Origin of the sequence: Enterobacter sp. RIT418 (assembly GCF_003057745.1) — a bacterium.
Classification (GTDB): Bacteria; Pseudomonadota; Gammaproteobacteria; order Enterobacterales; family Enterobacteriaceae; genus Enterobacter.
Genome location: NZ_QBJD02000002.1, coordinates 123,928 through 144,060, shown reverse-complemented (window position 1 = coordinate 144,060; position 20,133 = coordinate 123,928). Strand labels below are relative to the sequence as shown.

Below are 20,133 nucleotides of genomic sequence, written 5' to 3'. Positions count from 1 at the left end.
ATTGGGACCGCTCCCACGAGCGGTCGTTTTCCCTGATGTATGCTTAACAAAGTCAACATGCGTAAGGATGCTATATGAAACTCGTTATCGCACCGGATTCCTGGAAGGAAAGCTTGAGCGCCCTTGAGGTGGCGACGGCTATTGAGGACGGTTTCCGTGAAATTTGGCCTGATGCGGAATATGTGAAAATCCCGGTTGCCGATGGCGGGGAGGGAACGGTGGATGCCATGGTGGCGGCAACCTCCGGCGAGCGCGTAGTCGTTGAGGTCACTGGCCCGCTCGGAACGCGCATCTCCTCATTTTATGGCATCTCCGGCGATAAGCAGAGCGCCTTTATTGAAATGGCTGCGGCGAGCGGCCTTGAGCTTGTGCCTGCTTCAGCGCGTAACCCGCTGAAAACGACCTCGTGGGGAACGGGTGAGCTGATTCGCCACGCGCTGGACGCGGGCGTAAACCATATCATCATCGGAATTGGCGGCAGTGCCACCAACGACGGTGGCGCGGGAATGGTGCAGGCGCTGGGCGCGACGCTGCTGAACGAACAGGGGCAGCCGCTTGGCTATGGCGGCGGGGAGCTGGCGACGCTTAAGCAGATCGATCTCAGCGGGCTGGACCCGCGTCTGGCCGAGTGCCGCATTGAGGTGGCCTGCGACGTCACGAATCCTCTGACCGGGCCTGAAGGCGCCACCGCGGTATTCGGGCCGCAGAAAGGGGCAACGGCCGAGATGGTCGCCGCGCTGGATAACGCGCTGGGGCATTATGCAAAGATCATCGCCCGGGATCTGGATATCGACGTGCTCTCTCTTGCGGGCGGCGGAGCGGCGGGCGGCATGGGCGCGGCGCTGTACGCCTTCTGCGGCGCGACGCTGCGCCAGGGCATTGAGATTGTAACCGACGCCCTGCGTCTGGATGAGCAGGTTGCGGACGCGGATATCGTAATAACCGGAGAAGGCCGTATCGACAGCCAGACCATTCACGGCAAGGTGCCCGTGGGCGTGGCGAAGGTGGCAAAGCGCTACAGCAAGCCGGTGATCGGTATCGCTGGCAGCCTGACGGCAGACGTCGGCGTAGTGCATGACCACGGCATCGACGCGGTGTTTAGCGTGCTTTATAGCATCTGTTCGCTTGAAGACGCGCTGGGAAATGCCCAGGCGAACCTGCGCATGACCGCGCGGAATATCGCGGCGGTGCTTAAGGTTGGGAAAGGGTTGTAGGGGGGATTCCCCTCACCCCGGCCCTCTCCCCAAAGGGGCGAGGGAGAAAAAACCGCACCGAGCTGTCCCTTCTCCCCTATGGGGAGTGGGTTAGGGTGAGGGGGCCCGATCTTCGTATCACACCCCCAGCACCTTCCTCGCTTCCCGCGTCACGTTATCCATCTCATCCAGCAGTTCCAGAAACTCGGGCTCAAGCTCGGCCTCCGGCGTGCCGCCGCGCAGCTGCTGCTCCAGCAGCTGGCAGAGGTTTTTCAGCCGCGGCACGCCGCTGTAGCCGCAGCTGCCGTGCAGCTTGTGGATAGCGTCCAGCAAATCTTCCGGGTTCTCGCCCACCAGCTGTTCTTCCACTTTGTTGCGGATCTCCGGCAGGAACGCGATCAGCATTTGCAGCATCTCGCGCGCCAAATCGGTTTTACCCGCGGCCTGGCGCAGCGCCAGCTGCCAGTCGAGCGTCGCGTTAGGGTTAGCCTCAATAACCGGTTCGCTCGGCTGGGCAGAAAACGTATATGATCCGCCAATCTGACCGGGCTTGTAGCGCAGCAGCAGGTTGTGCAGCTTTTCTTCGTCGATCGGTTTCGCCAGATAATCGTTCATCCCGGCGTTAAGGAGCTTCTCTTTCTGGCCAGCCATCGCGTGGGCGGTAACGGCAATCACGGGCGTCTGCTGCTGGTGCGGCAGCTGGCGGATCAGCTCGCAGGCGCGGATGCCGTCCATACCCGGCATTTGAATATCCATCAGAATCAGATCGAACTGCATCTGTTTGGCCTGCTCGACCGCCTGCGCCCCGCTGGTGCACAGCTCAACGTGCTGAACCTGATCCTCCAGCAGCACGCCAATCAGCTTGAGGTTCGCCGGGTTGTCATCGACCGCCATCACCGTCATCGGCAGCTTGCTTTCTTCCTCTATCAGCGGCAGGGCGTGCTTGCTCAGGCGGCAATATTCCGTCAGTGCCGGAAGCAGGCGCGTAGCGGTAAGCGGCTTAAGCAGACAGGCGGCGGCACCGTCGTTTTTCAGCTCTTCGGCGTTAATCTGCGCATGGCAAGGCAGAGCCAGCAGCAGATAGTCGGTCATTGAGGCGGCCTTAGCCAGCCGCTCCTGCTGCATGGTTAGCTCGCCGGTGAAGGTCACCGGGATACCCATCAGCAGAATATCGTAATGATCGATAGCCAGCGCCGAGAAGGTCGGGCTGTAGATCACCTCAAGCGGCGTGGTGCTTAAAATATCCAGCGTACACTGCGCCGCCGCGGCGTTAGGCTCAACGTAAGCCAGTCGCATGCCTTTCAGGCAGCCGGTCATCGGGCCGTCCGTCAGCACGTTTGGGTTGAGGTCGAGATTGATATGGAACCAGAAGGTTGAGCCGCGGTTTGGCTGGCTGTGGAAGGAGATATCTCCGCCCATCTCTTTGACCAGCTTTTGCGTGATCACCAGCCCCAGACCGGTACCGCCGTGGCGGCGCGAGATGCTGGCATCCGCCTGACGAAACGCCTGGAAGAGGCGCGACTGATCGCGCTCCGGAATACCAATCCCGGTATCGCGGATCTGCACTTCAACCTGCACCTTGTTGTTACTGAGTGCCCGTTTCTCCACCAGAATATCGATATTACCGCTTTCGGTGAACTTGATGGCGTTCCCTACCAGGTTGGTAATGACCTGCTGCAGGCGCAGCGGGTCGCCGATGACGTTATCCGGGACGTCGTTTTTGATGTTGAGCGTCAGCTCCAGGCCCTTGTCGTGCGACGAGTGGGCAAGAAGCGTCACCACCTCATCCAGCGTGCTGCGCAGCGGGAACGGAATGCTTTCCAGGATCAGCTTGCCCGCTTCGAGCTTCGAAAAGTCCAGTACGTCGTTAATGATCGCCAGCAGGTTGTTGGCCGAGCGCTCGATGGTATGCAGATGATCGCGCTGGGTTGGGTTCAGCTCGCTCTTGAGCGTCAGGCGGGTAAAGCCGATGACGCCATTGAGCGGCGTGCGAAGCTCGTGCGACATGTTGGCCAGGAACTCGGACTTAATACGCGCCGCTTCCTGGGCGCGCTTTTTCGCCAGATCCAGCTCGACGTTCTGAATTTCCATCTGCTCGAGCGTTTCGCGCAGGTCGGAGGTCGCCTGATCGACGTTGTGCTGCATCTCCTCGTGGTACGCCGCCAGCGACATTGCCATAGAGTTGATGCCGTTCTTGAGCATATCCAGCTCGCCGAGCATAAATCCTTCCACGCGGCTGTCGAGCTGGCCGCGGCGAATGCGGTCAACGGTATTCACCATGTTGCGAATCGGGCCCGTCACGTCGCGCATCAATCGCCAGCCGAAAATCAGGGCAATACCGATGCAGAACAGCATCATCATGCCGGAGACAAAAATCTCTTTGTACTGCTGTAGCCGCACCGACTTGAGATCCAGCTCCAGCGCAACATACCCGAGCATGTTATTGCCGGCTTTGGCGTCGGAGGTGGCGGATTCATCAGGTGAATAGCTCTCGGAGATAATCGGCGTGCGCAGGATCATGATATCCCCGCGGCGCAATACGCTCAGATGGCGCGGGAACGGCGTACCGTCCGGGATTTGCAGCTCCGCCGGGTCGAGATGAAAATTTGACGTTACGAACAGGCGGTTATGTTCGTCATACACGGAAATGGCCCGCACGATCTCGGAATGACGGCGGTGCAGCACGCTGATTAACTGGCCAATGGATTCACGGTTTTGCAGGTTCATCCCGTATTCGCTGGAGACGGCGAGCGGTTCAATAATGCTCGCTCCCGCGTCTTCAAGCTGACGCTGCAGGTCGTTATAGCGATGCACCACAAAGAAGATACTCAGCAGCAAACCGATTAACACGGTGGGGGCGAGGATCAAAATCATCATGCGAGCACGCAGGCTGTAGTTGGTCATGGCGTTCCGTTATGGGACAATTAGGACAATTATGTATATTTGAGAAAAATCTCGGCGATGGCGCAATTCTACTCTGCAAAGCGACGCGTGACGACGCGTCAGATCATAACTGTTGAAGCAACGGACCTCGATCCCTTTGGTCAGGGCGTTGCACGCCACAACGGTAAGGCCTTGTTTGTTACAGGCTTGTTGCCAACGGAACGCGCTGAAATCACGCTAACGGAAGATAAACGGCAGTACGCCCGCGGCCGGGTAAAGCGTCGTCTTAATGATAGCCCTGAACGCGCCGTGCCGCGCTGCCCGCACTTTGGCGTCTGCGGCGGGTGTCAGCAGCAGCACGCCAGCGTTGCGCTGCAGCAGCAGAGCAAAAGCCGCGCGCTGGCCCGCCTGCTCAAGCACGACGTTAATGAGATTATTGCCGACCAGCCCTGGGGCTACCGCCGCCGCGCGCGCCTGAGCCTGAACTATTCTCCAAAGGCCGGGCGGCTGGAGATGGGCTTTCGTCAATCAGGCTCCAGCGATATTGTCGATATCACGCAGTGCCCCATTTTGGTGCCCCGCCTTGAGGCATTGCTTCCTGACGTACGCGCCTGCCTCTCGTCGCTGGAGGGCGTTCGTCATCTCGGCCACGCTGAGCTGGTCCAGGCGAACAACGGCCCGCTGATGGTTTTACGCCATACCGCACCGCTGTCGCAAAAAGACCGGGAAAAACTGGAACGCTTTTCGCATTCCCAGGAGCTCGCGCTTTTCCTCGCGCCGCAAAGCGAGATACTGGAGCCGCTAACGGGAGAAGCGCCCTGGTACGCCGCAAACGGGCTACGCTTAACGTTCAGCCCGCGTGATTTCATCCAGGTGAACGACGGCGTCAACCAGAAGATGATTGCGCAGGCGCTGGCGTGGCTGGACGTTCAACCCACCGATCGCGTGCTCGATCTCTTCTGCGGCATGGGCAACTTCACGCTGCCGCTGGCGCAACGGGCGGCGAGTGTGGTGGGCGTAGAAGGCGTCGAGGCGCTGGTGGCGAAAGGGCAGGAGAATGCCCGGCAGAACGGCTTGCAGAACGTGACATTCTTTCATCAGAACCTCGAGGACGATGTTACGAAGCAGCCCTGGGCGACGCAGGGTTTTGACAAGATTCTCCTCGATCCAGCGCGCGCAGGCGCCCCGGGCGTAATGGCACATATTATTACCCTCGCGCCGACGCGCGTGGTCTATGTTTCCTGTAACCCGGCAACGCTTGCCAGGGACAGCGAGGCATTAACGGCGGCGGGTTACCAGATTCAGCGTCTGGCAATGCTGGACATGTTCCCGCACACTGGACATCTGGAATCGATGGTGTTGTTTGAACGTATCTAATTTGTTTGGCTTGTCGACTTCGACAGGCCCTTGTCCCTAAAGGAGAGGACGATGGTTGCGGTAAGAAGTGCACATCTCAATAAGGCTGGGGAGTTTGACCCACAAAAATGGATCGCAAGTCTGGGGATTTCCAGCCAGCAGTCGTGTGAACGCTTAACCGAAACCTGGGCCTACTGTTTGCGCACCACTACGGGGCATTCGGACGCCGACCTCCTTCTGTGGCGCGGCGTGGAGATGGTTGAAATCTTATCCATGCTGAACATGGATATCGAAACGCTGCAGGCCGCGCTGCTGTTTCCGCTCGCTGACGCTGACGTCGTTAGTGAAGACGTGCTGCGCGAAAGCGTTGGGAAACCCGTGGTAGCGTTGATCCACGGCGTACGTGATATGGCAGCCATCCGCCAGCTTAAGGCGGCACACACTGATTCCGTCTCATCGGAGCAGGTCGACAACGTGCGCCGGATGCTGCTGGCGATGGTGGATGACTTCCGCTGCGTGGTCATCAAGCTGGCCGAGCGTATTGCCCACCTGCGCGAAGTGAAGGATGCGCCGGAAGACGAGCGCGTGCTGGCCGCCAAGGAGTGTACAAACATCTATGCTCCGCTGGCGAACCGCCTGGGGATTGGCCAGCTTAAATGGGAGCTGGAAGATTACTGTTTCCGCTACCTGCACCCGGCGGAATACAAGCGCATCGCCAAACTGCTGCACGAGCGCCGCATTGACCGCGAGCACTATATCGAGGAGTTCGTCGGCGGACTGCGCCAGGCGATGAAGGAGGAGAACGTGCGCGCGGAAGTGTACGGTCGTCCGAAGCATATCTACAGCATCTGGCGCAAAATGCAGAAAAAGCATCTTGCCTTTGACGAGCTGTTTGACGTGCGCGCGGTGCGCATCGTGGCGGAACGTTTGCAGGATTGCTACGCTGCGCTCGGGATAGTGCACACTCACTTCCGTCACCTGCCGGACGAGTTCGATGACTACGTCGCGAACCCAAAACCGAACGGCTACCAGTCTATTCACACCGTGGTGCTTGGGCCCGGCGGCAAAACGGTTGAGATACAGATCCGCACAAAGCAGATGCACGAAGACGCCGAACTGGGCGTGGCCGCGCACTGGAAATACAAAGAGGGCACGACCGGCGGCGCGCGCTCCGGCCATGAGGACCGCATTGCCTGGCTGCGTAAGCTGATTGCGTGGCAGGAAGAAATGGCGGATTCCGGTGAATTGCTCGACGAAGTCCGCAGCCAGGTCTTTGATGACCGCGTTTACGTCTTTACCCCGAAAGGCGACGTTGTTGATCTTCCGGCAGGCTCGACGCCGCTCGATTTTGCGTACCACATCCACAGCGATGTGGGGCACCGCTGCATCGGCGCGAAAATCGGTGGGCGCATTGTGCCGTTCACCTATCAGCTGCAGATGGGCGACCAGATTGAAATCATCACTCAGAAACAGCCGAACCCAAGCCGCGACTGGCTCAATCCAAACCTGGGCTATGTCACAACAAGCCGCGGGCGCTCTAAGATCCACGCCTGGTTCCGCAAGCAGGATCGCGATAAGAATATCCTTGCCGGTCGCCAGATCCTTGACGACGAGCTGGAACATATTGGGATCAGCCTGAAAGAGGCGGAGAAATTCCTGCTGCCGCGCTACAACTTCAACGAGCTGGACGAGCTGTTAGCGGCCATTGGCGGCGGCGATATTCGTCTGAATCAGATGGTCAACTTCCTGCAGGCGCAGTTCAACAAGCCCAGCGCCGAAGAGCAGGATGCGGCAGCGCTGAAGCAGCTGCAGCAGAAAACCTACGCGCCGCAGCAGCGCAGCAAGGATAACGGCCGCGTGGTGGTTGAGGGCGTAGGCAACCTGATGCACCACATTGCCCGCTGCTGCCAGCCGATTCCGGGCGACGATATCGTGGGCTTTATCACCCAGGGGCGCGGGATCTCCATCCACCGCTCGGACTGCGACCAGCTTGCTGAACTGCAGTCGCACGCGCCGGAGCGCATCGTGGAAGCCGTCTGGGGCGAGAGCTACTCCGCGGGCTATTCGCTGGTGGTGCGCGTCACCGCCAACGACCGCAGCGGCCTGCTGCGCGACATCACGACTATTCTCGCCAACGAGAAGGTTAACGTGCTGGGCGTCGCCAGCCGCAGCGATACCCGCGAGCAGCTTGCCACCATTGATATGACCATCGAAATCTACAACCTGCAGGTGCTGGGCCGCGTGCTTGGCAAACTGAACCAGGTGCCGGACGTGATTGACGCGCGTCGTCTGCACGGCGGTTAAACACACTCTTCTGAAGGCCGGGTAAGGCGTTGCCGCCACCCGGCTTGTTTTTTAATGGAAAACACTATGACTCAAATCGACCGCCTGCTCGGCATCATGAAACGCCTGCGCGACCCGGAAAACGGCTGCCCGTGGGACAAAGAGCAGACTTTCGCCACCATCGCGCCCTACACTCTCGAAGAGACCTATGAGGTGCTGGACGCGATCTCCCGCGAGGATTTTGACGACCTGCGCGGGGAACTCGGCGACCTGCTTTTCCAGGTGGTGTTCTACGCCCAGATGGCGCAGGAAGAAGGGCGCTTTAACTTTGATGATATCTGCGCCGCCATCAGCGACAAGCTGGAGCGCCGTCATCCGCACATTTTTGGCGATGCCACCGCGGGTGATAGTGCGGAAGTGCTGGCCCGCTGGGAGTCAATTAAAAGCGCCGAACGCGCGGAAAAATCCCAGCACTCTGCGCTGGACGACATCCCGCTGAACCTGCCCGCGCTGATGCGCGCCCATAAAATCCAAAAACGTTGCTCTGGCGTAGGCTTTGACTGGACCTCCCTCGGCCCGGTGCTGGATAAAGTGCATGAAGAGATTGACGAAGTCATGCACGAAGCGCAGCAGGCCGTGGTGGATGAAGCGAAGCTGGAGGAGGAGATGGGCGATCTGCTGTTCGCAACCGTCAACCTTTCTCGCCACCTGGGTGTAAAAGCGGAAACCGCGCTGCAAAAAGCGAACATCAAGTTTGAGCGCCGTTTTCGCGAAGTTGAGCGTATCGTTGCCTCACGCGGCCTGGAAATGACCGGAATCGACCTCGATCAGATGGAAGAGGTATGGCAGGAAGTAAAACGCCAGGAATCTGATCTCTAACGGAATTTTGCGATCAAGCGCTATTTGTGTGATTTTTTAAATGACAAGCGCTTGATTTGTGTCAAAAACATTTACCCAAAAGGGGCTATTTTCTCACTCCTTATGTTTGTCATGGCCTGAGATGGAGACGGAGAATGAATGTTTGTGGCGCTCGCCGTGTTCGGGTATACTACTTTCCCGTCCTGGTTATTCCATCGTTTCACCCTAACTTCTCAGGTTCAGCATGACAACGAACTATATTTTTGTGACCGGCGGGGTCGTATCCTCTCTGGGTAAAGGCATTGCCGCAGCCTCCCTCGCAGCCATTCTTGAAGCCCGTGGCCTCAATGTGACCATGATGAAACTGGATCCGTACATTAACGTCGATCCTGGCACCATGAGCCCAACCCAACACGGGGAAGTGTTCGTTACTGAAGACGGCGCTGAAACCGATCTGGATCTTGGCCACTACGAGCGCTTCATCCGCACCAAAATGACCCGTCGTAACAACTTCACGACGGGCCGTATTTACTCCGACGTTCTGCGTAAAGAGCGCCGCGGTGACTATCTTGGTGCAACCGTTCAGGTTATCCCACACATCACTAACGCCATTAAAGAGCGTGTCCTTGCCGGTGGCGAAGGTCATGACGTGGTGCTGGTTGAAATCGGCGGTACCGTGGGTGACATCGAATCTCTGCCGTTCCTGGAGGCGATTCGCCAGCTGGCGGTAGATATTGGCCGTGAAAACGCGCTGTTCATGCACCTGACGCTGGTGCCTTACATGGCGGCCGCAGGTGAGGTGAAAACCAAACCGACCCAGCACTCCGTTAAAGAGCTGCTTTCCATCGGTATTCAGCCAGACATCCTGGTATGCCGTTCTGACCGTGCTATCCCTGCGAACGAACGCGCAAAAATTGCATTGTTCTGTAACGTGCCGGAAAAAGCCGTTATTTCAATGAAAGATGTCGATTCCATTTATAAAATCCCTGGCCTGTTGAAATCTCAGGGCCTGGACGATTATATTTGTAAACGATTCAGCTTGAACTGTCCGGAAGCAAACCTGTCAGAATGGGAACAGGTGATCTACGAAGAAGCGAACCCGGCAGGCGAAGTGACTATCGGTATGGTTGGCAAGTACATTGAACTGCCGGATGCCTACAAGTCCGTTATCGAAGCGCTGAAACACGGTGGTCTGAAAAACCGCGTTTCCGTGAACATTAAGCTGATTGATTCACAGGATGTTGAAACGCGCGGCGTTGAAATCCTGAAAGATCTGGATGCGATTCTGATCCCTGGCGGCTTCGGCTACCGCGGTGTAGAAGGCAAGATCGCCACTGCGCGCTATGCGCGTGAAAACAATATTCCTTACCTCGGCATTTGCCTGGGTATGCAGGTTGCGCTGATCGAATTTGCGCGCAACGTAGCGGGAATGGAAAACGCGAACTCTACGGAATTTGTGCCAGACTGTAAGTACCCTGTTGTGGCGCTGATTACCGAGTGGCGTGACGAAGACGGTAACGTCGAAGTCCGTACTGAGAAGAGCGATCTGGGTGGCACGATGCGTCTTGGCGCACAGGCCTGCCAGCTGTCCGACGATAGCGTGGTTCGCAAGCTGTACGGCGAGCCGGTCATCACCGAGCGCCATCGTCACCGCTATGAAGTCAACAACATGCTGTTGAAACAAATTGAAGCTGCGGGTCTGCGCGTTGCGGGCCGCTCCGGGGACGATCAGCTGGTCGAGATCATTGAGGTACCAAACCATCCGTGGTTCGTTGCCTGCCAATTCCACCCGGAATTTACTTCAACGCCACGTGATGGACATCCGCTGTTTGCAGGCTTCGTGAAAGCCGCCAGCGACTATCAAAAGCGTCAGGCGAAGTAAAAAGTTAGAACGACAACGCGTACCCTTGGTACGCGTTGTTTGTCTGGAGTTTTAGTTTAACTTGTACTGAGGAAAATCTAATGTCCAAAATCGTTAAAGTCATCGGTCGTGAAATCATCGACTCCCGTGGTAACCCGACCGTTGAAGCTGAAGTTCATCTGGAAGGTGGTTTCGTCGGTATGGCAGCTGCTCCATCAGGTGCTTCTACTGGTTCCCGCGAAGCGCTGGAACTGCGCGATGGCGACAAATCCCGTTTCATGGGCAAAGGCGTACTGAAAGCGGTTGGCGCTGTAAACGGTCCTATTGCTCAGGCAATCATTGGCAAAGACGCTAAAGACCAGGCTGGCATCGACAAGATCATGATCGATCTGGACGGTACTGAAAACAAATCTAACTTCGGTGCGAACGCAATCCTGGCTGTGTCCCTGGCGACCGCTAAAGCAGCTGCTGCTGCCAAAGGTATGCCACTGTTCGAGCACATCGCTGAACTGAACGGCACCCCAGGCAAATACTCCATGCCAGTACCAATGATGAACATCATCAACGGTGGTGAGCACGCGGACAACAACGTTGATATTCAGGAATTCATGATTCAGCCAGTTGGCGCGAAATCCCTGAAAGAAGCGGTTCGTATGGGTTCTGAAGTGTTCCATAACCTGGCAAAAGTTCTGAAAGCTAAAGGTATGAACACGGCTGTTGGTGACGAAGGTGGCTACGCGCCAAACCTGGGTTCTAACGCAGAAGCGCTGGCTGTTATCGCTGAAGCTGTAAAAGCTGCAGGCTACGAGCTGGGCAAAGACATCACCCTGGCGATGGACTGTGCAGCATCTGAGTTCTACAAAGACGGTAAATACGTTCTGGCGGGCGAAGGCAACAAAGCGTTTACCTCTGAAGAATTCACCCACTTCCTGGAAGACCTGACCAAACAGTACCCAATCGTTTCTATCGAAGACGGTCTGGACGAGTCTGACTGGGATGGTTTCGCATACCAGACCAAAGTACTGGGCGACAAAATCCAGCTGGTTGGTGACGATCTGTTCGTAACCAACACCAAGATCCTGAAAGAAGGCATCGAGAAAGGCATCGTTAACTCCATCCTGATCAAATTCAACCAGATCGGTTCCCTGACCGAAACGCTGGCTGCGATCAAAATGGCGAAAGACGCTGGCTACACCGCTGTGATCTCTCACCGTTCTGGCGAAACTGAAGACGCAACCATCGCTGACCTGGCTGTGGGTACCGCTGCTGGCCAGATCAAAACCGGTTCTATGAGCCGTTCTGACCGTGTTGCTAAGTACAACCAGCTGATTCGTATCGAAGAAGCGCTGGGCGAAAAAGCACCATACAATGGTCGTAAAGAGATCAAAGGTCAGGCGTAATCCTGAGCTTTAGTTCTAAAAAAACCCGCTTCGGCGGGTTTTTTTATGTCTGGCCTAAAGCAGAAGAGGCAGCGTTGCGCTGGCCGTCTGCTGACTGACCTCGCCGTAGTGCCCATCAAGCGCGATAAGCGACGTGCTCAGCAGTTCGATCAGCAGCATCACACCTACCTTTGCATTCAATGCCCCCGCGCTTAGCGGTCCTTCAGGCTTGGCTGCCACCAGCTGTATATCGCAGAGTGAGGCCAGCGGGCTGCGCGGCGTATTGCTGAGCGCCAGCACCGGAACTCCACGCTTGCGCGCCAGCTTAACCACGTGGAGCAAATCGCGCGTTGAACCGGAGCTGGAAATCGCGACTACCAGCGAGTCTTCAGAAAGCGTAGCCGCGTTCATTGCCGCACGGTGCATATCGCTAAACAGCTGCGCCGGTTTGCCAAAACGCAGCAGCTTGTAGTGCAGATACTCCCCCAGAATCGCGCTGGCGGCCACGCCGTAAATCTGCACGGACCGCGCCTGATGCAGCGCAAGCGCGGCTTTTTCCAGTAATGCCCTGTCGAGCAGCCTGGCGGTGTCCTGCAGCGCCTGAACGGATTCGTCGACAGCGCTGTCGATCGCATCGCCGTGCTGACGGGCGGGCTGCCCCTGCTGGATATCGAGCGCCAGCGCCATTTTAAATTCGTTATAGCCCTTACAGCCCAGCGTGCGGCACAGGCGCGTTACGCTTGCCTCGCTGGTGTGGCTTTCACGCGCCAGCTCGGTAATGGTGAGGTAGAGCACCCGCGCCGGATCGTGAAGCACGAACTCTCCCAGTTTTTGCTGCGTTGGACTGTATCCAGAGAGCTCCTGACGCAGCCTCAGCAGCAGATTTTCATTTTCTGACATGCAAAATCCTTAATGCGTTTCTCCGTTGGCTAGTGTGGCGGAAAGCAGGGGAAAGATGCCAGTCATTTTAAAAAGTATGATCTCCGTCCAGGTTGTTGGTGATAATTTTCGGTTTTAATTATTTATATGATAAAAATTACCACCAACACACAGAGGAATGAAAAAAATGATGCAAAAGTTGAGTGGAGCGTCTTCAGGCGGATGGTTTGAAAAGGCGCAGCGCTTTGGCAAATCCTTCATGCTGCCGATCGCGGTACTGCCCGCGGCGGGATTGCTGCTGGGGATCGGTGGGGCATTGTCGAATCCAAACACGCTGACGGCGTACCCTTTTTTAGACGTCGGCTGGCTGCAGGCTATCTTTACCATCATGAGCAGCGCGGGTTCGATTGTCTTTGCGAACCTTTCGGTGCTGTTTGCGGTGGGGGTCGCGGTCGGGCTGGCGAAAAACGATAAAGGCACCGCGGGGCTGGCGGCGCTGCTCGCATTTCTGGTGATGAATGCCACCATCAACGCGCTGCTGATCCTGACCGGCAAGCTGGCGTTGGAAAATCCGGGCGCCGTGGGGCAGGGGATGACGCTGGGCATCCAGACGCTGGAAACCGGCGTGTTTGGCGGCGTGGTGATTGGTCTTGTGACCTGCTCGTTGCACCACCGCTTCAACAAGATTGCGCTGCCTCAGTTCCTGGGGTTTTTCGGCGGTTCCCGCTTCGTACCCATCGTGAGCTCTCTGGCGGCCATCCTGGTTGGTGCGGCAATGACCGTGGTATGGCCGCACTTCCAGAAGCTGATTTTCGGCTTAGGTGGCCTGGTGGACGCCACGGGCTATGTGGGCACGATGCTTTACGGCTTTATCCTGCGCATGCTTGGGCCGTTTGGGTTACACCATATTTTTTATCTTCCCTTCTGGACTACCGCGCTCGGGGGCAGCGAGATAGTCAACGGCCATCTGGTGGAAGGCACACAGCGAATCTTCTTCGCCCAGCTGGCGGACCCGACCACTCGCCAGTTTTATGAAGGCACCTCCCGGTTCATGTCCGGGCGCTTTATCACCATGATGTTTGGCCTGCTGGGCGCCTGTCTTGCCATGTACCACACGGCAAAGCCGGAAAACAAAAAGCGCGTTGCGGGCCTGCTGCTCTCCGCGGCGTTAACCTCTTTCCTGACGGGCATCACGGAGCCGATTGAGTTTTCCTTCCTGTTCGTTGCGCCGGTGCTGTATGTCATCCACGCGGTGTTTGACGGACTGGCGTTTATGCTCGCGCATATTCTGCACATCACCATCGGGCAGACCTTCTCCGGCGGATTTATTGACTTCGTGCTGTTCGGCATTCTTCAGGGCGAGGCCAAAACTCACTGGATGTTCGTGCCGCTGGTGGGCGTGCCGTGGTTCTTCCTTTACTACTTCACCTTCCGCTATCTGATTAACCGCTTCAATTTCTTGACCCCGGGCCGTGAAAAAGAGGCCATGGCGGACGACGTCGCGCTGTCGCAAAGCGAACGCGCCGCCGCCGTGATTGCCGGGCTAGGAGGCAAAGACAATCTGGAAGAGGTGGACTGCTGCGCCACGCGCCTTCGCGTCACGGTGAAGGAGGGGAGCAAGGTGGATGAAGCGGCGCTCAAGGCCACCGGCGCGCGCGGCGTGATTATGCGCGGCAACGGTGTTCAGGTCATTTACGGCCCGCACGTCACAATTATCAAAAATGAAGTAGAAGAGAGCTTATCGTCATGAAAACCGTACTGGATAACCTGAAGGGAAAGCTGATCGTCTCTTGTCAGGCGCTGGAAAACGAACCTCTGCACAGCCCGTTTATTATGTCGCGAATGGCGCTGGCGGCGGCGCAGGGCGGAGCCGCGGCGATCCGCGCGAATAGCGTGGTGGATATCGATGCGATTAAAAAGCAGGTTTCGCTGCCGATTATCGGCATCATCAAGCGCGACTATCCGGGAAGTGACGTCTTTATCACCGCGACGATGAAAGAGGTGGATGCGCTGATGGGCGTCTCGCCGGAGATTATTGCCCTGGACGCCACGGCGCGTCCGCGTCCCGGCGGGCAATCGCTCGACGCGCTGGTGGCGCAAATCCGCGCCCGCTATCCCTCGCTCCTGCTGATGGCGGATATTTCCACGGTGGAAGAGGCCGCGACGGCGCAGGCGCTGGGGTTTGACTGCGTCGGCACCACGCTCTACGGCTACACCGCAGGAACGAAGGGCCATGCCCTGCCGGACGATAACTGCGCGTTTCTTCGCGACGTGCTGGCGGCCGTCACGATCCCGGTGGTGGCGGAAGGGAACGTGGACACGCCGGAGCGGGCGGCGACGTGCCTCGCGCTGGGCGCGCATACGGTCGTGGTCGGCGGGGCGATTACCCGTCCGCAGCAGATCACCGAGCGGTTTATGGCGGCGATCGGCGCGCAAAGCACCGATGGGGCATGATCATCAGGCGGGGATCTGCGATACTTATCGTTTATCCCCTTAACTGAGATGACTATGCAGTACCCGATTAACGAGATGTTCCAGACCCTGCAAGGCGAGGGTTACTTTTCCGGCGTTCCCGCAATCTTTATTCGTTTACAGGGATGCCCGGTTGGCTGCGCCTGGTGTGATACTAAACATACGTGGGATAAGCTCGCAGATCGGGAAGTATCGCTGTTTAGCATTCTGGCGAAAACCAAAGAGAGCGATAAGTGGGGCGGGGGCAGCGCGGAAGATCTGCTGGCGATTATTGGTCGTCAGGGCTGGACGGTGCGCCACGTGGTGATTACCGGCGGCGAGCCGTGCATTCACGATCTCACGCCGTTGACCGCACTGCTCGAAAAGAACGGCTACAGCTGCCAGATTGAGACCAGCGGCACGCACGAGGTGCGCTGCTCGCACGCTACCTGGGTGACGGTATCGCCGAAGGTGAATATGCGCGGCGGGTACGACGTGCTCTCTCAGGCGCTGGAGCGCGCGGACGAGATCAAACATCCGGTGGGCCGCGTGCGCGATATCGAAGCGCTGGACGAGCTGCTGGCAACGCTGACGGATGAAAAGCAGCGCGTGATTGCCCTGCAGCCGATCAGCCAGAAAGACGACGCGACGCGCCTGTGCATTGAAACCTGCATCGCGCGCAACTGGCGCCTGTCGATGCAGACGCACAAGTATTTGAATATTGCCTAAAAAAAAGCCCGGTTTTGCCGGGCTATTTTTACTCTCCGCGATACACGCAGCCTGCCGTACAGGTCTCTTTGACCATCACCGCGCTTAGCAGCGGCACCAGCGGCTTCATCTGATCCCAAATCCACTTAGCCAGCACTTCGCTGGTCGGGTTTTCAAGGCCCGGGATGTCATTCAGGTAGTAGTGATCGAGCCGATCGTACGTCGGCTTAAAGGCGGCCTTCAGCTCGGCAAAATCCATGATCCAACCGGTATGCGGATCGACCTCACCGGTGATCTCAAGACGCACCATAAACGAGTGCCCGTGCAGGCGGCCGCATTTATGCCCTTCAGGCACATGCGGAAGGTGGTGGGCGGCTTCGAAGGTGAAATCTTTAAACAGTGTGGTGGACATCATGAACTCTCAAAAAATGCGGAAAAAACCGGCGCATAGTACCGGAAAGTACATTTTTTAGCATTAACTAAAACGGCTTTTACCTGAACCAGCATCCGAAGTGAGGCGTTTTTTCAATTTTATGCAATAAAATCATAGAATTACTTAATCGTTTTTATCGTTAAGAACGATAGCTAAAACAGGTTAGTCCATTTGGTTATTTATTATTTCCATCCCTTCTTTAATTGTTATTATCCTCGCCGTTAACCTTATCGCTAGTTTGGTTTTTTTGCATAAATTCCGCTTTGCTACTGGAACAAAACGACGCATGACGACACAGGCCCCACCTTCGAACCTGCTTCCCCTTAACCCGGAGCAGCTGGCGCGCCTCCAGGCCGCAACCACTGATTTTTCACCGACCCAGCTTGCCTGGGTGTCCGGCTATTTTTGGGGAATGCTTAACCAGCAGCCTGGCGCCGTGGCGTCGGCTCCTCCTGCGGCCGTTGAGATCCCGGCGATTACGCTTATCTCTGCCTCGCAGACGGGTAACGCCCGCCGCGTGGCCGAAGCGCTGCGTGATGACCTGCTGGCCGCTAAGCTGAACGTGAACCTGGTCAACGCCGGGGATTATAAATTTAAGCAAATCGCGTCAGAAAAACTGCTGGTGGTGGTCGCTTCAACGCAGGGGGAAGGTGAGCCCGCAGAAGAAGCCGTCGCGCTGCACAAGTTCCTGTTCTCGAAGAAAGCGCCAAAGCTGGACGGCACGGCCTTTGCCGTGTTTGGCCTGGGGGATACCTCGTATGAATTCTTCTGCCAGTCCGGCAAAGACTTCGACAGCAGGCTGGCCGAGCTGGGCGCCGAACGCCTGCTGGACCGCGTAGACGCCGACGTCGAATATCAGCCTGCCGCCGCCGAGTGGCGCGCGCGCATCGTTGACGTGCTAAAAGCCCGGGTGCCGCAGGAAACGCCGGCCCAGGCGGCGGTCACCGCCGCCGGCGCGGTGAACGACATTCACACCAGCCCGTATACGAAAGAAGAGCCGCTGACCGCGACGCTCTCCGTTAATCAAAAAATTACCGGCCGTGATTCGGAAAAAGACGTGCGCCATATCGAAATCGACCTGGGCGATTCCGGCCTGCGCTATCGGCCGGGCGACGCGCTGGGCGTTTGGTACCAGAACGATCCGGCGCTGGTGAAAGAGCTGGTCGAGCTGCTGTGGCTGAAGGGCGACGAGCCGGTCACCGTCGACGGCAAAACGCTGGCGCTTTCCGAAGCATTGCAGTGGCATTTCGAGCTGACGGTCAACACCACGAACATTGTCGAAAATTATGCCACCCTAACGCGCAGCGAGTCCCTGCTGCCGCTGGTGGGCGATAAGGCGAAGCTGCAGCATTATGCGGCGACGACGCCAATTGTCGACATGGTGCGTTTCTCTCCGGCGCAGCTGGATGCCGAGGCGCTGGTAAGCCTGCTGCGTCCGCTGACGCCGCGCCTGTACTCCATTGCTTCTTCGCAGGCGGAAGTGGAGAGCGAAGTGCACGTGACCGTCGGCGTCGTGCGTTATGACATCGAAGGCCGCGCGCGCGCCGGTGGAGCGTCCAGCTTCCTGGCTGACCGCGTGGAGGAAGAGGGCGAAGTGCGCGTCTTTATCGAGCACAACGACAACTTCCGCCTGCCCGAGAACCCGGAAACGCCGGTCATTATGATTGGCCCGGGGACCGGCATCGCGCCGTTCCGCGCCTTTATGCAGCAGCGTGCGGCGGATGAAGCGCCCGGTAAAAACTGGCTGTTCTTCGGCAACCCGCACTTTACCGAAGATTTCCTCTACCAGGTTGAGTGGCAGCGTTACGTCAAAGAGGGCGTGCTGACCCGCATCGATCTGGCCTGGTCTCGCGACCAGGCACAAAAAATATACGTACAAGACAAACTGCGCGAACAGGGCGCAGAGCTGTGGCGCTGGATCAATGACGGTGCCCACATTTACGTCTGCGGCGACGCCAATCGCATGGCGAAAGACGTTGAGCAGGCGCTGCTGGACGTGATTGCCCAATTCGGCGGTATGGATGCCGAAACGGCGGATGAATTTTTAAGTGAGCTGCGCGTTGAGCGCCGTTATCAGCGAGATGTCTACTAATGAGCGAAAAACATCCTGGCCCACTGGTGGTCGAAGGCAAACTGACGGATGCCGAGCGCATGAAGGTAGAGAGCAACTACCTGCGCGGCACCATTGCCGAAGATTTAAATGACGGCCTGACCGGCGGTTTCAAAGGCGACAACTTCCTGCTGATCCGCTTCCACGGCATGTATCAGCAGGACGACCGCGATATCCGCGCCGAGCGCGCGGAGCAAAAGCTGGAGCCGCGCCACGCGATGCTGCTGCGCTGCCGCCTGCCGGGCGGGGTGATTACCACCACACAGTGGCAGGCGATTGATAAATTTGCGGGTGAAAATACGATTTACGGCAGCATCCGCCTGACCAACCGTCAGACCTTCCAGTTCCACGGCATTCTGAAGAAGAACGTGAAGCCGGTGCACCAGATGCTGCACTCCGTTGGCCTGGACGCGCTGGCGACCGCCAACGACATGAACCGCAACGTGCTCTGCACCTCGAACCCGTACGAGTCCGAGCTGCACGCCGAGGCGTACGAATGGGCGAAGAAGATCTCCGAGCACCTGCTGCCGCGCACCCGCGCCTACGCGGAGATCTGGCTCGATCAGGAAAAAGTCGCGACCACGGACGAAGAGCCGATCCTCGGTCAGACCTACCTGCCGCGCAAGTTCAAAACCACGGTGGTGATCCCGCCGCAGAACGACATCGATCTGCACGCTAACGACATGAACTTCGTGGCGATTGCCGAAAACGGCAGGCTGGTTGGCTTTAACCTGCTGGTGGGCGGCGGTCTGTCCATCGAGCACGGAAACAAGAAAACCTACGCCCGCACCGCGAGCGAGTTTGGCTTCCTCCCGCTTGAGCACACGCTGGCCGTGGCGGAAGCGGTGGTGACGACCCAGCGCGACTGGGGCAACCGCACCGATCGCAAGAACGCCAAGACCAAATACACCCTTGAGCGCGTCGGCGTCGAGACGTTCAAAGAGGAAGTGGAGCGTCGCGCGGGCATCAAGTTTGAGCCAATCCGTCCTTACGAATTTACCGGCCGCGGCGATCGCATCGGCTGGGTGAAGGGCATCGACAATAACTGGCACCTGACGCTGTTTATTGAAAACGGCCGTATTCTGGATTATCCGGGCCGTCCGCTGAAAACAGGCCTGCTGGAAATTGCTAAGATCCATAAAGGCGAGTTCCGCATTACCGCTAACCAGAACCTGATTATCGCGGGCGTGCCGGAAAGCGATAAGGCGCAGATCGAGAAGCTGGCGCGCGACCACGGGCTGATGAACGCGGTCAAGCCGCAGCGTGAAAACTCCATGGCCTGCGTGTCGTTTCCGACCTGCCCGCTGGCGATGGCCGAAGCCGAGCGCTTCCTGCCGTCGTTCACCGATAAAGTGGAAGCGATTCTGGAAAAACACGGTCTGCCTGAAGAGCATATCGTCATGCGCGTGACCGGCTGCCCGAACGGCTGCGGCCGCGCGATGCTGGCCGAGCTGGGCCTGGTTGGGAAAGCGCCGGGGCGCTATAACGTGCACCTTGGCGGGAACCGCATGGGCACGCGCATCCCGCGCATGTACCGCGAAAATATCACGGAGCCGGAAATTCTCGACTCCATCGACGAGCTTGTCGGGCGCTGGGCGAAAGAGCGCGAAGCGGGTGAAGGCTTCGGCGACTTTACGGTGCGTGCGGGCATTATTCGCCCGGTGCTCGATCCCGCGAGGGATTTCTGGGAGTAACCCAAATCCCCTCACCCTAACCTGGTTTTTCACCCTCGCCCCTCA

General features: G+C 57.8%; 14 protein-coding genes. 11 read left to right on the top strand and 3 right to left on the bottom strand.

Translation table 11 applies throughout. The features are described 5' to 3' along the window. Nucleotides 1-74 precede the first annotated feature (74 nt). Complete coding sequence (locus DBY73_RS02930) at nt 75-1,214, top strand: glycerate kinase (protein ID WP_112009724.1); 1,140 nt, start codon at nt 75-77, stop codon at nt 1,212-1,214. Nucleotides 1,215-1,331: 117 nt separating this feature from the next. On the opposite strand, the gene barA is transcribed toward DBY73_RS02930, so the two are convergent. Next, on the bottom strand, nt 1,332-4,097 hold the full coding sequence (gene barA / locus DBY73_RS02925; protein WP_112009723.1) for a two-component sensor histidine kinase BarA: 2,766 nt from the start codon (nt 4,095-4,097) through the stop codon (nt 1,332-1,334). A 57-nt stretch (nt 4,098-4,154) separates the two neighbouring features. Between barA and rlmD the strand changes: the two genes are divergently transcribed. The 5 genes from rlmD to eno all read left to right on the top strand — a co-directional run bounded on the left by rlmD (nt 4,155) and on the right by eno (nt 11,834). Then, nucleotides 4,155-5,453: a 23S rRNA (uracil(1939)-C(5))-methyltransferase RlmD gene (gene rlmD, locus DBY73_RS02920; RefSeq protein WP_112009722.1), complete on the top strand. Its 1,299-nt coding sequence runs from the start codon at nt 4,155-4,157 to the stop codon at nt 5,451-5,453. 51 nt (nt 5,454-5,504) lie between these two features. Further along, the gene (relA, locus tag DBY73_RS02915) at nt 5,505-7,736 is read left to right on the top strand and encodes a GTP diphosphokinase (protein WP_112009721.1); all 2,232 of its coding nucleotides are present in this window, start codon (nt 5,505-5,507) and stop codon (nt 7,734-7,736) included. Nucleotides 7,737-7,802: 66 nt separating this feature from the next. Then, nucleotides 7,803-8,594, top strand: a complete 792-nt coding sequence (gene mazG / locus DBY73_RS02910; protein WP_112009720.1) for a nucleoside triphosphate pyrophosphohydrolase — start codon at nt 7,803-7,805, stop codon at nt 8,592-8,594. Nucleotides 8,595-8,817: 223 nt separating this feature from the next. Then, nucleotides 8,818-10,455: a glutamine hydrolyzing CTP synthase gene (gene pyrG, locus DBY73_RS02905; RefSeq protein WP_112009719.1), complete on the top strand. Its 1,638-nt coding sequence runs from the start codon at nt 8,818-8,820 to the stop codon at nt 10,453-10,455. Between the two features lie 80 nt (nt 10,456-10,535). Continuing rightward, nucleotides 10,536-11,834, top strand: coding sequence for a phosphopyruvate hydratase (gene eno, locus DBY73_RS02900; protein ID WP_112009718.1), 1,299 nt, complete (start codon nt 10,536-10,538; stop codon nt 11,832-11,834). Nucleotides 11,835-11,888: 54 nt separating this feature from the next. On the opposite strand, the gene DBY73_RS02895 is transcribed toward eno, so the two are convergent. Then, nucleotides 11,889-12,713 (bottom strand): MurR/RpiR family transcriptional regulator, encoded by an 825-nt coding sequence (locus DBY73_RS02895; RefSeq protein ID WP_112009717.1) that lies wholly within the window; start codon nt 12,711-12,713, stop codon nt 11,889-11,891. A 166-nt stretch (nt 12,714-12,879) separates the two neighbouring features. Between DBY73_RS02895 and DBY73_RS02890 the strand changes: the two genes are divergently transcribed. From DBY73_RS02890 to queE, 3 genes are read left to right on the top strand one after another with little or no spacing between them, the layout of a single operon-like run. Next, nucleotides 12,880-14,442 (top strand): maltose/glucose-specific PTS transporter subunit IIC, encoded by a 1,563-nt coding sequence (locus DBY73_RS02890; RefSeq protein ID WP_112009716.1) that lies wholly within the window; start codon nt 12,880-12,882, stop codon nt 14,440-14,442. Next, complete coding sequence (locus tag DBY73_RS02885; RefSeq protein WP_112009715.1) at nt 14,439-15,146, top strand: N-acetylmannosamine-6-phosphate 2-epimerase; 708 nt, start codon at nt 14,439-14,441, stop codon at nt 15,144-15,146. Before DBY73_RS02890 ends, DBY73_RS02885 begins: the two co-directional genes overlap by 4 nt. Before the next feature lie 54 nt (nt 15,147-15,200). Next, the gene (queE, locus tag DBY73_RS02880; RefSeq protein WP_112009714.1) at nt 15,201-15,872 is read left to right on the top strand and encodes a 7-carboxy-7-deazaguanine synthase QueE; all 672 of its coding nucleotides are present in this window, start codon (nt 15,201-15,203) and stop codon (nt 15,870-15,872) included. Between the two features lie 28 nt (nt 15,873-15,900). On the opposite strand, the gene queD is transcribed toward queE, so the two are convergent. Further along, entirely contained in the window at nt 15,901-16,266 is a 366-nt protein-coding gene (gene queD, locus DBY73_RS02875; protein WP_181573196.1) for a 6-carboxytetrahydropterin synthase QueD, read from the bottom strand. A gap of 304 nt (nt 16,267-16,570) precedes the next feature. Here queD and cysJ point away from each other — a divergent pair, with 304 nt between their 5' ends. Both cysJ and cysI read left to right on the top strand, forming a co-directional pair. Continuing rightward, the gene (gene cysJ / locus DBY73_RS02870) at nt 16,571-18,376 is read left to right on the top strand and encodes an NADPH-dependent assimilatory sulfite reductase flavoprotein subunit (RefSeq protein ID WP_112009713.1); all 1,806 of its coding nucleotides are present in this window, start codon (nt 16,571-16,573) and stop codon (nt 18,374-18,376) included. Further along, complete coding sequence (gene cysI, locus DBY73_RS02865; RefSeq protein ID WP_112009712.1) at nt 18,376-20,088, top strand: assimilatory sulfite reductase (NADPH) hemoprotein subunit; 1,713 nt, start codon at nt 18,376-18,378, stop codon at nt 20,086-20,088. Before cysJ ends, cysI begins: the two co-directional genes overlap by 1 nt. Nucleotides 20,089-20,133 lie beyond the last annotated feature (45 nt).

Coding starts and splice junctions, on each gene's coding strand:
- DBY73_RS02930 (WP_112009724.1), top strand. CDS start 75: ATGAAACTCGTTATCGCACCGGATTCCTGGAAGGAAAGCTTGAGCGCC.
- barA (WP_112009723.1), bottom strand. CDS start 4,097: ATGACCAACTACAGCCTGCGTGCTCGCATGATGATTTTGATCCTCGCC.
- rlmD (WP_112009722.1), top strand. CDS start 4,155: ATGGCGCAATTCTACTCTGCAAAGCGACGCGTGACGACGCGTCAGATC.
- relA (WP_112009721.1), top strand. CDS start 5,505: ATGGTTGCGGTAAGAAGTGCACATCTCAATAAGGCTGGGGAGTTTGAC.
- mazG (WP_112009720.1), top strand. CDS start 7,803: ATGACTCAAATCGACCGCCTGCTCGGCATCATGAAACGCCTGCGCGAC.
- pyrG (WP_112009719.1), top strand. CDS start 8,818: ATGACAACGAACTATATTTTTGTGACCGGCGGGGTCGTATCCTCTCTG.
- eno (WP_112009718.1), top strand. CDS start 10,536: ATGTCCAAAATCGTTAAAGTCATCGGTCGTGAAATCATCGACTCCCGT.
- DBY73_RS02895 (WP_112009717.1), bottom strand. CDS start 12,713: ATGTCAGAAAATGAAAATCTGCTGCTGAGGCTGCGTCAGGAGCTCTCT.
- DBY73_RS02890 (WP_112009716.1), top strand. CDS start 12,880: ATGATGCAAAAGTTGAGTGGAGCGTCTTCAGGCGGATGGTTTGAAAAG.
- DBY73_RS02885 (WP_112009715.1), top strand. CDS start 14,439: ATGAAAACCGTACTGGATAACCTGAAGGGAAAGCTGATCGTCTCTTGT.
- queE (WP_112009714.1), top strand. CDS start 15,201: ATGCAGTACCCGATTAACGAGATGTTCCAGACCCTGCAAGGCGAGGGT.
- queD (WP_181573196.1), bottom strand. CDS start 16,266: ATGATGTCCACCACACTGTTTAAAGATTTCACCTTCGAAGCCGCCCAC.
- cysJ (WP_112009713.1), top strand. CDS start 16,571: ATGACGACACAGGCCCCACCTTCGAACCTGCTTCCCCTTAACCCGGAG.
- cysI (WP_112009712.1), top strand. CDS start 18,376: ATGAGCGAAAAACATCCTGGCCCACTGGTGGTCGAAGGCAAACTGACG.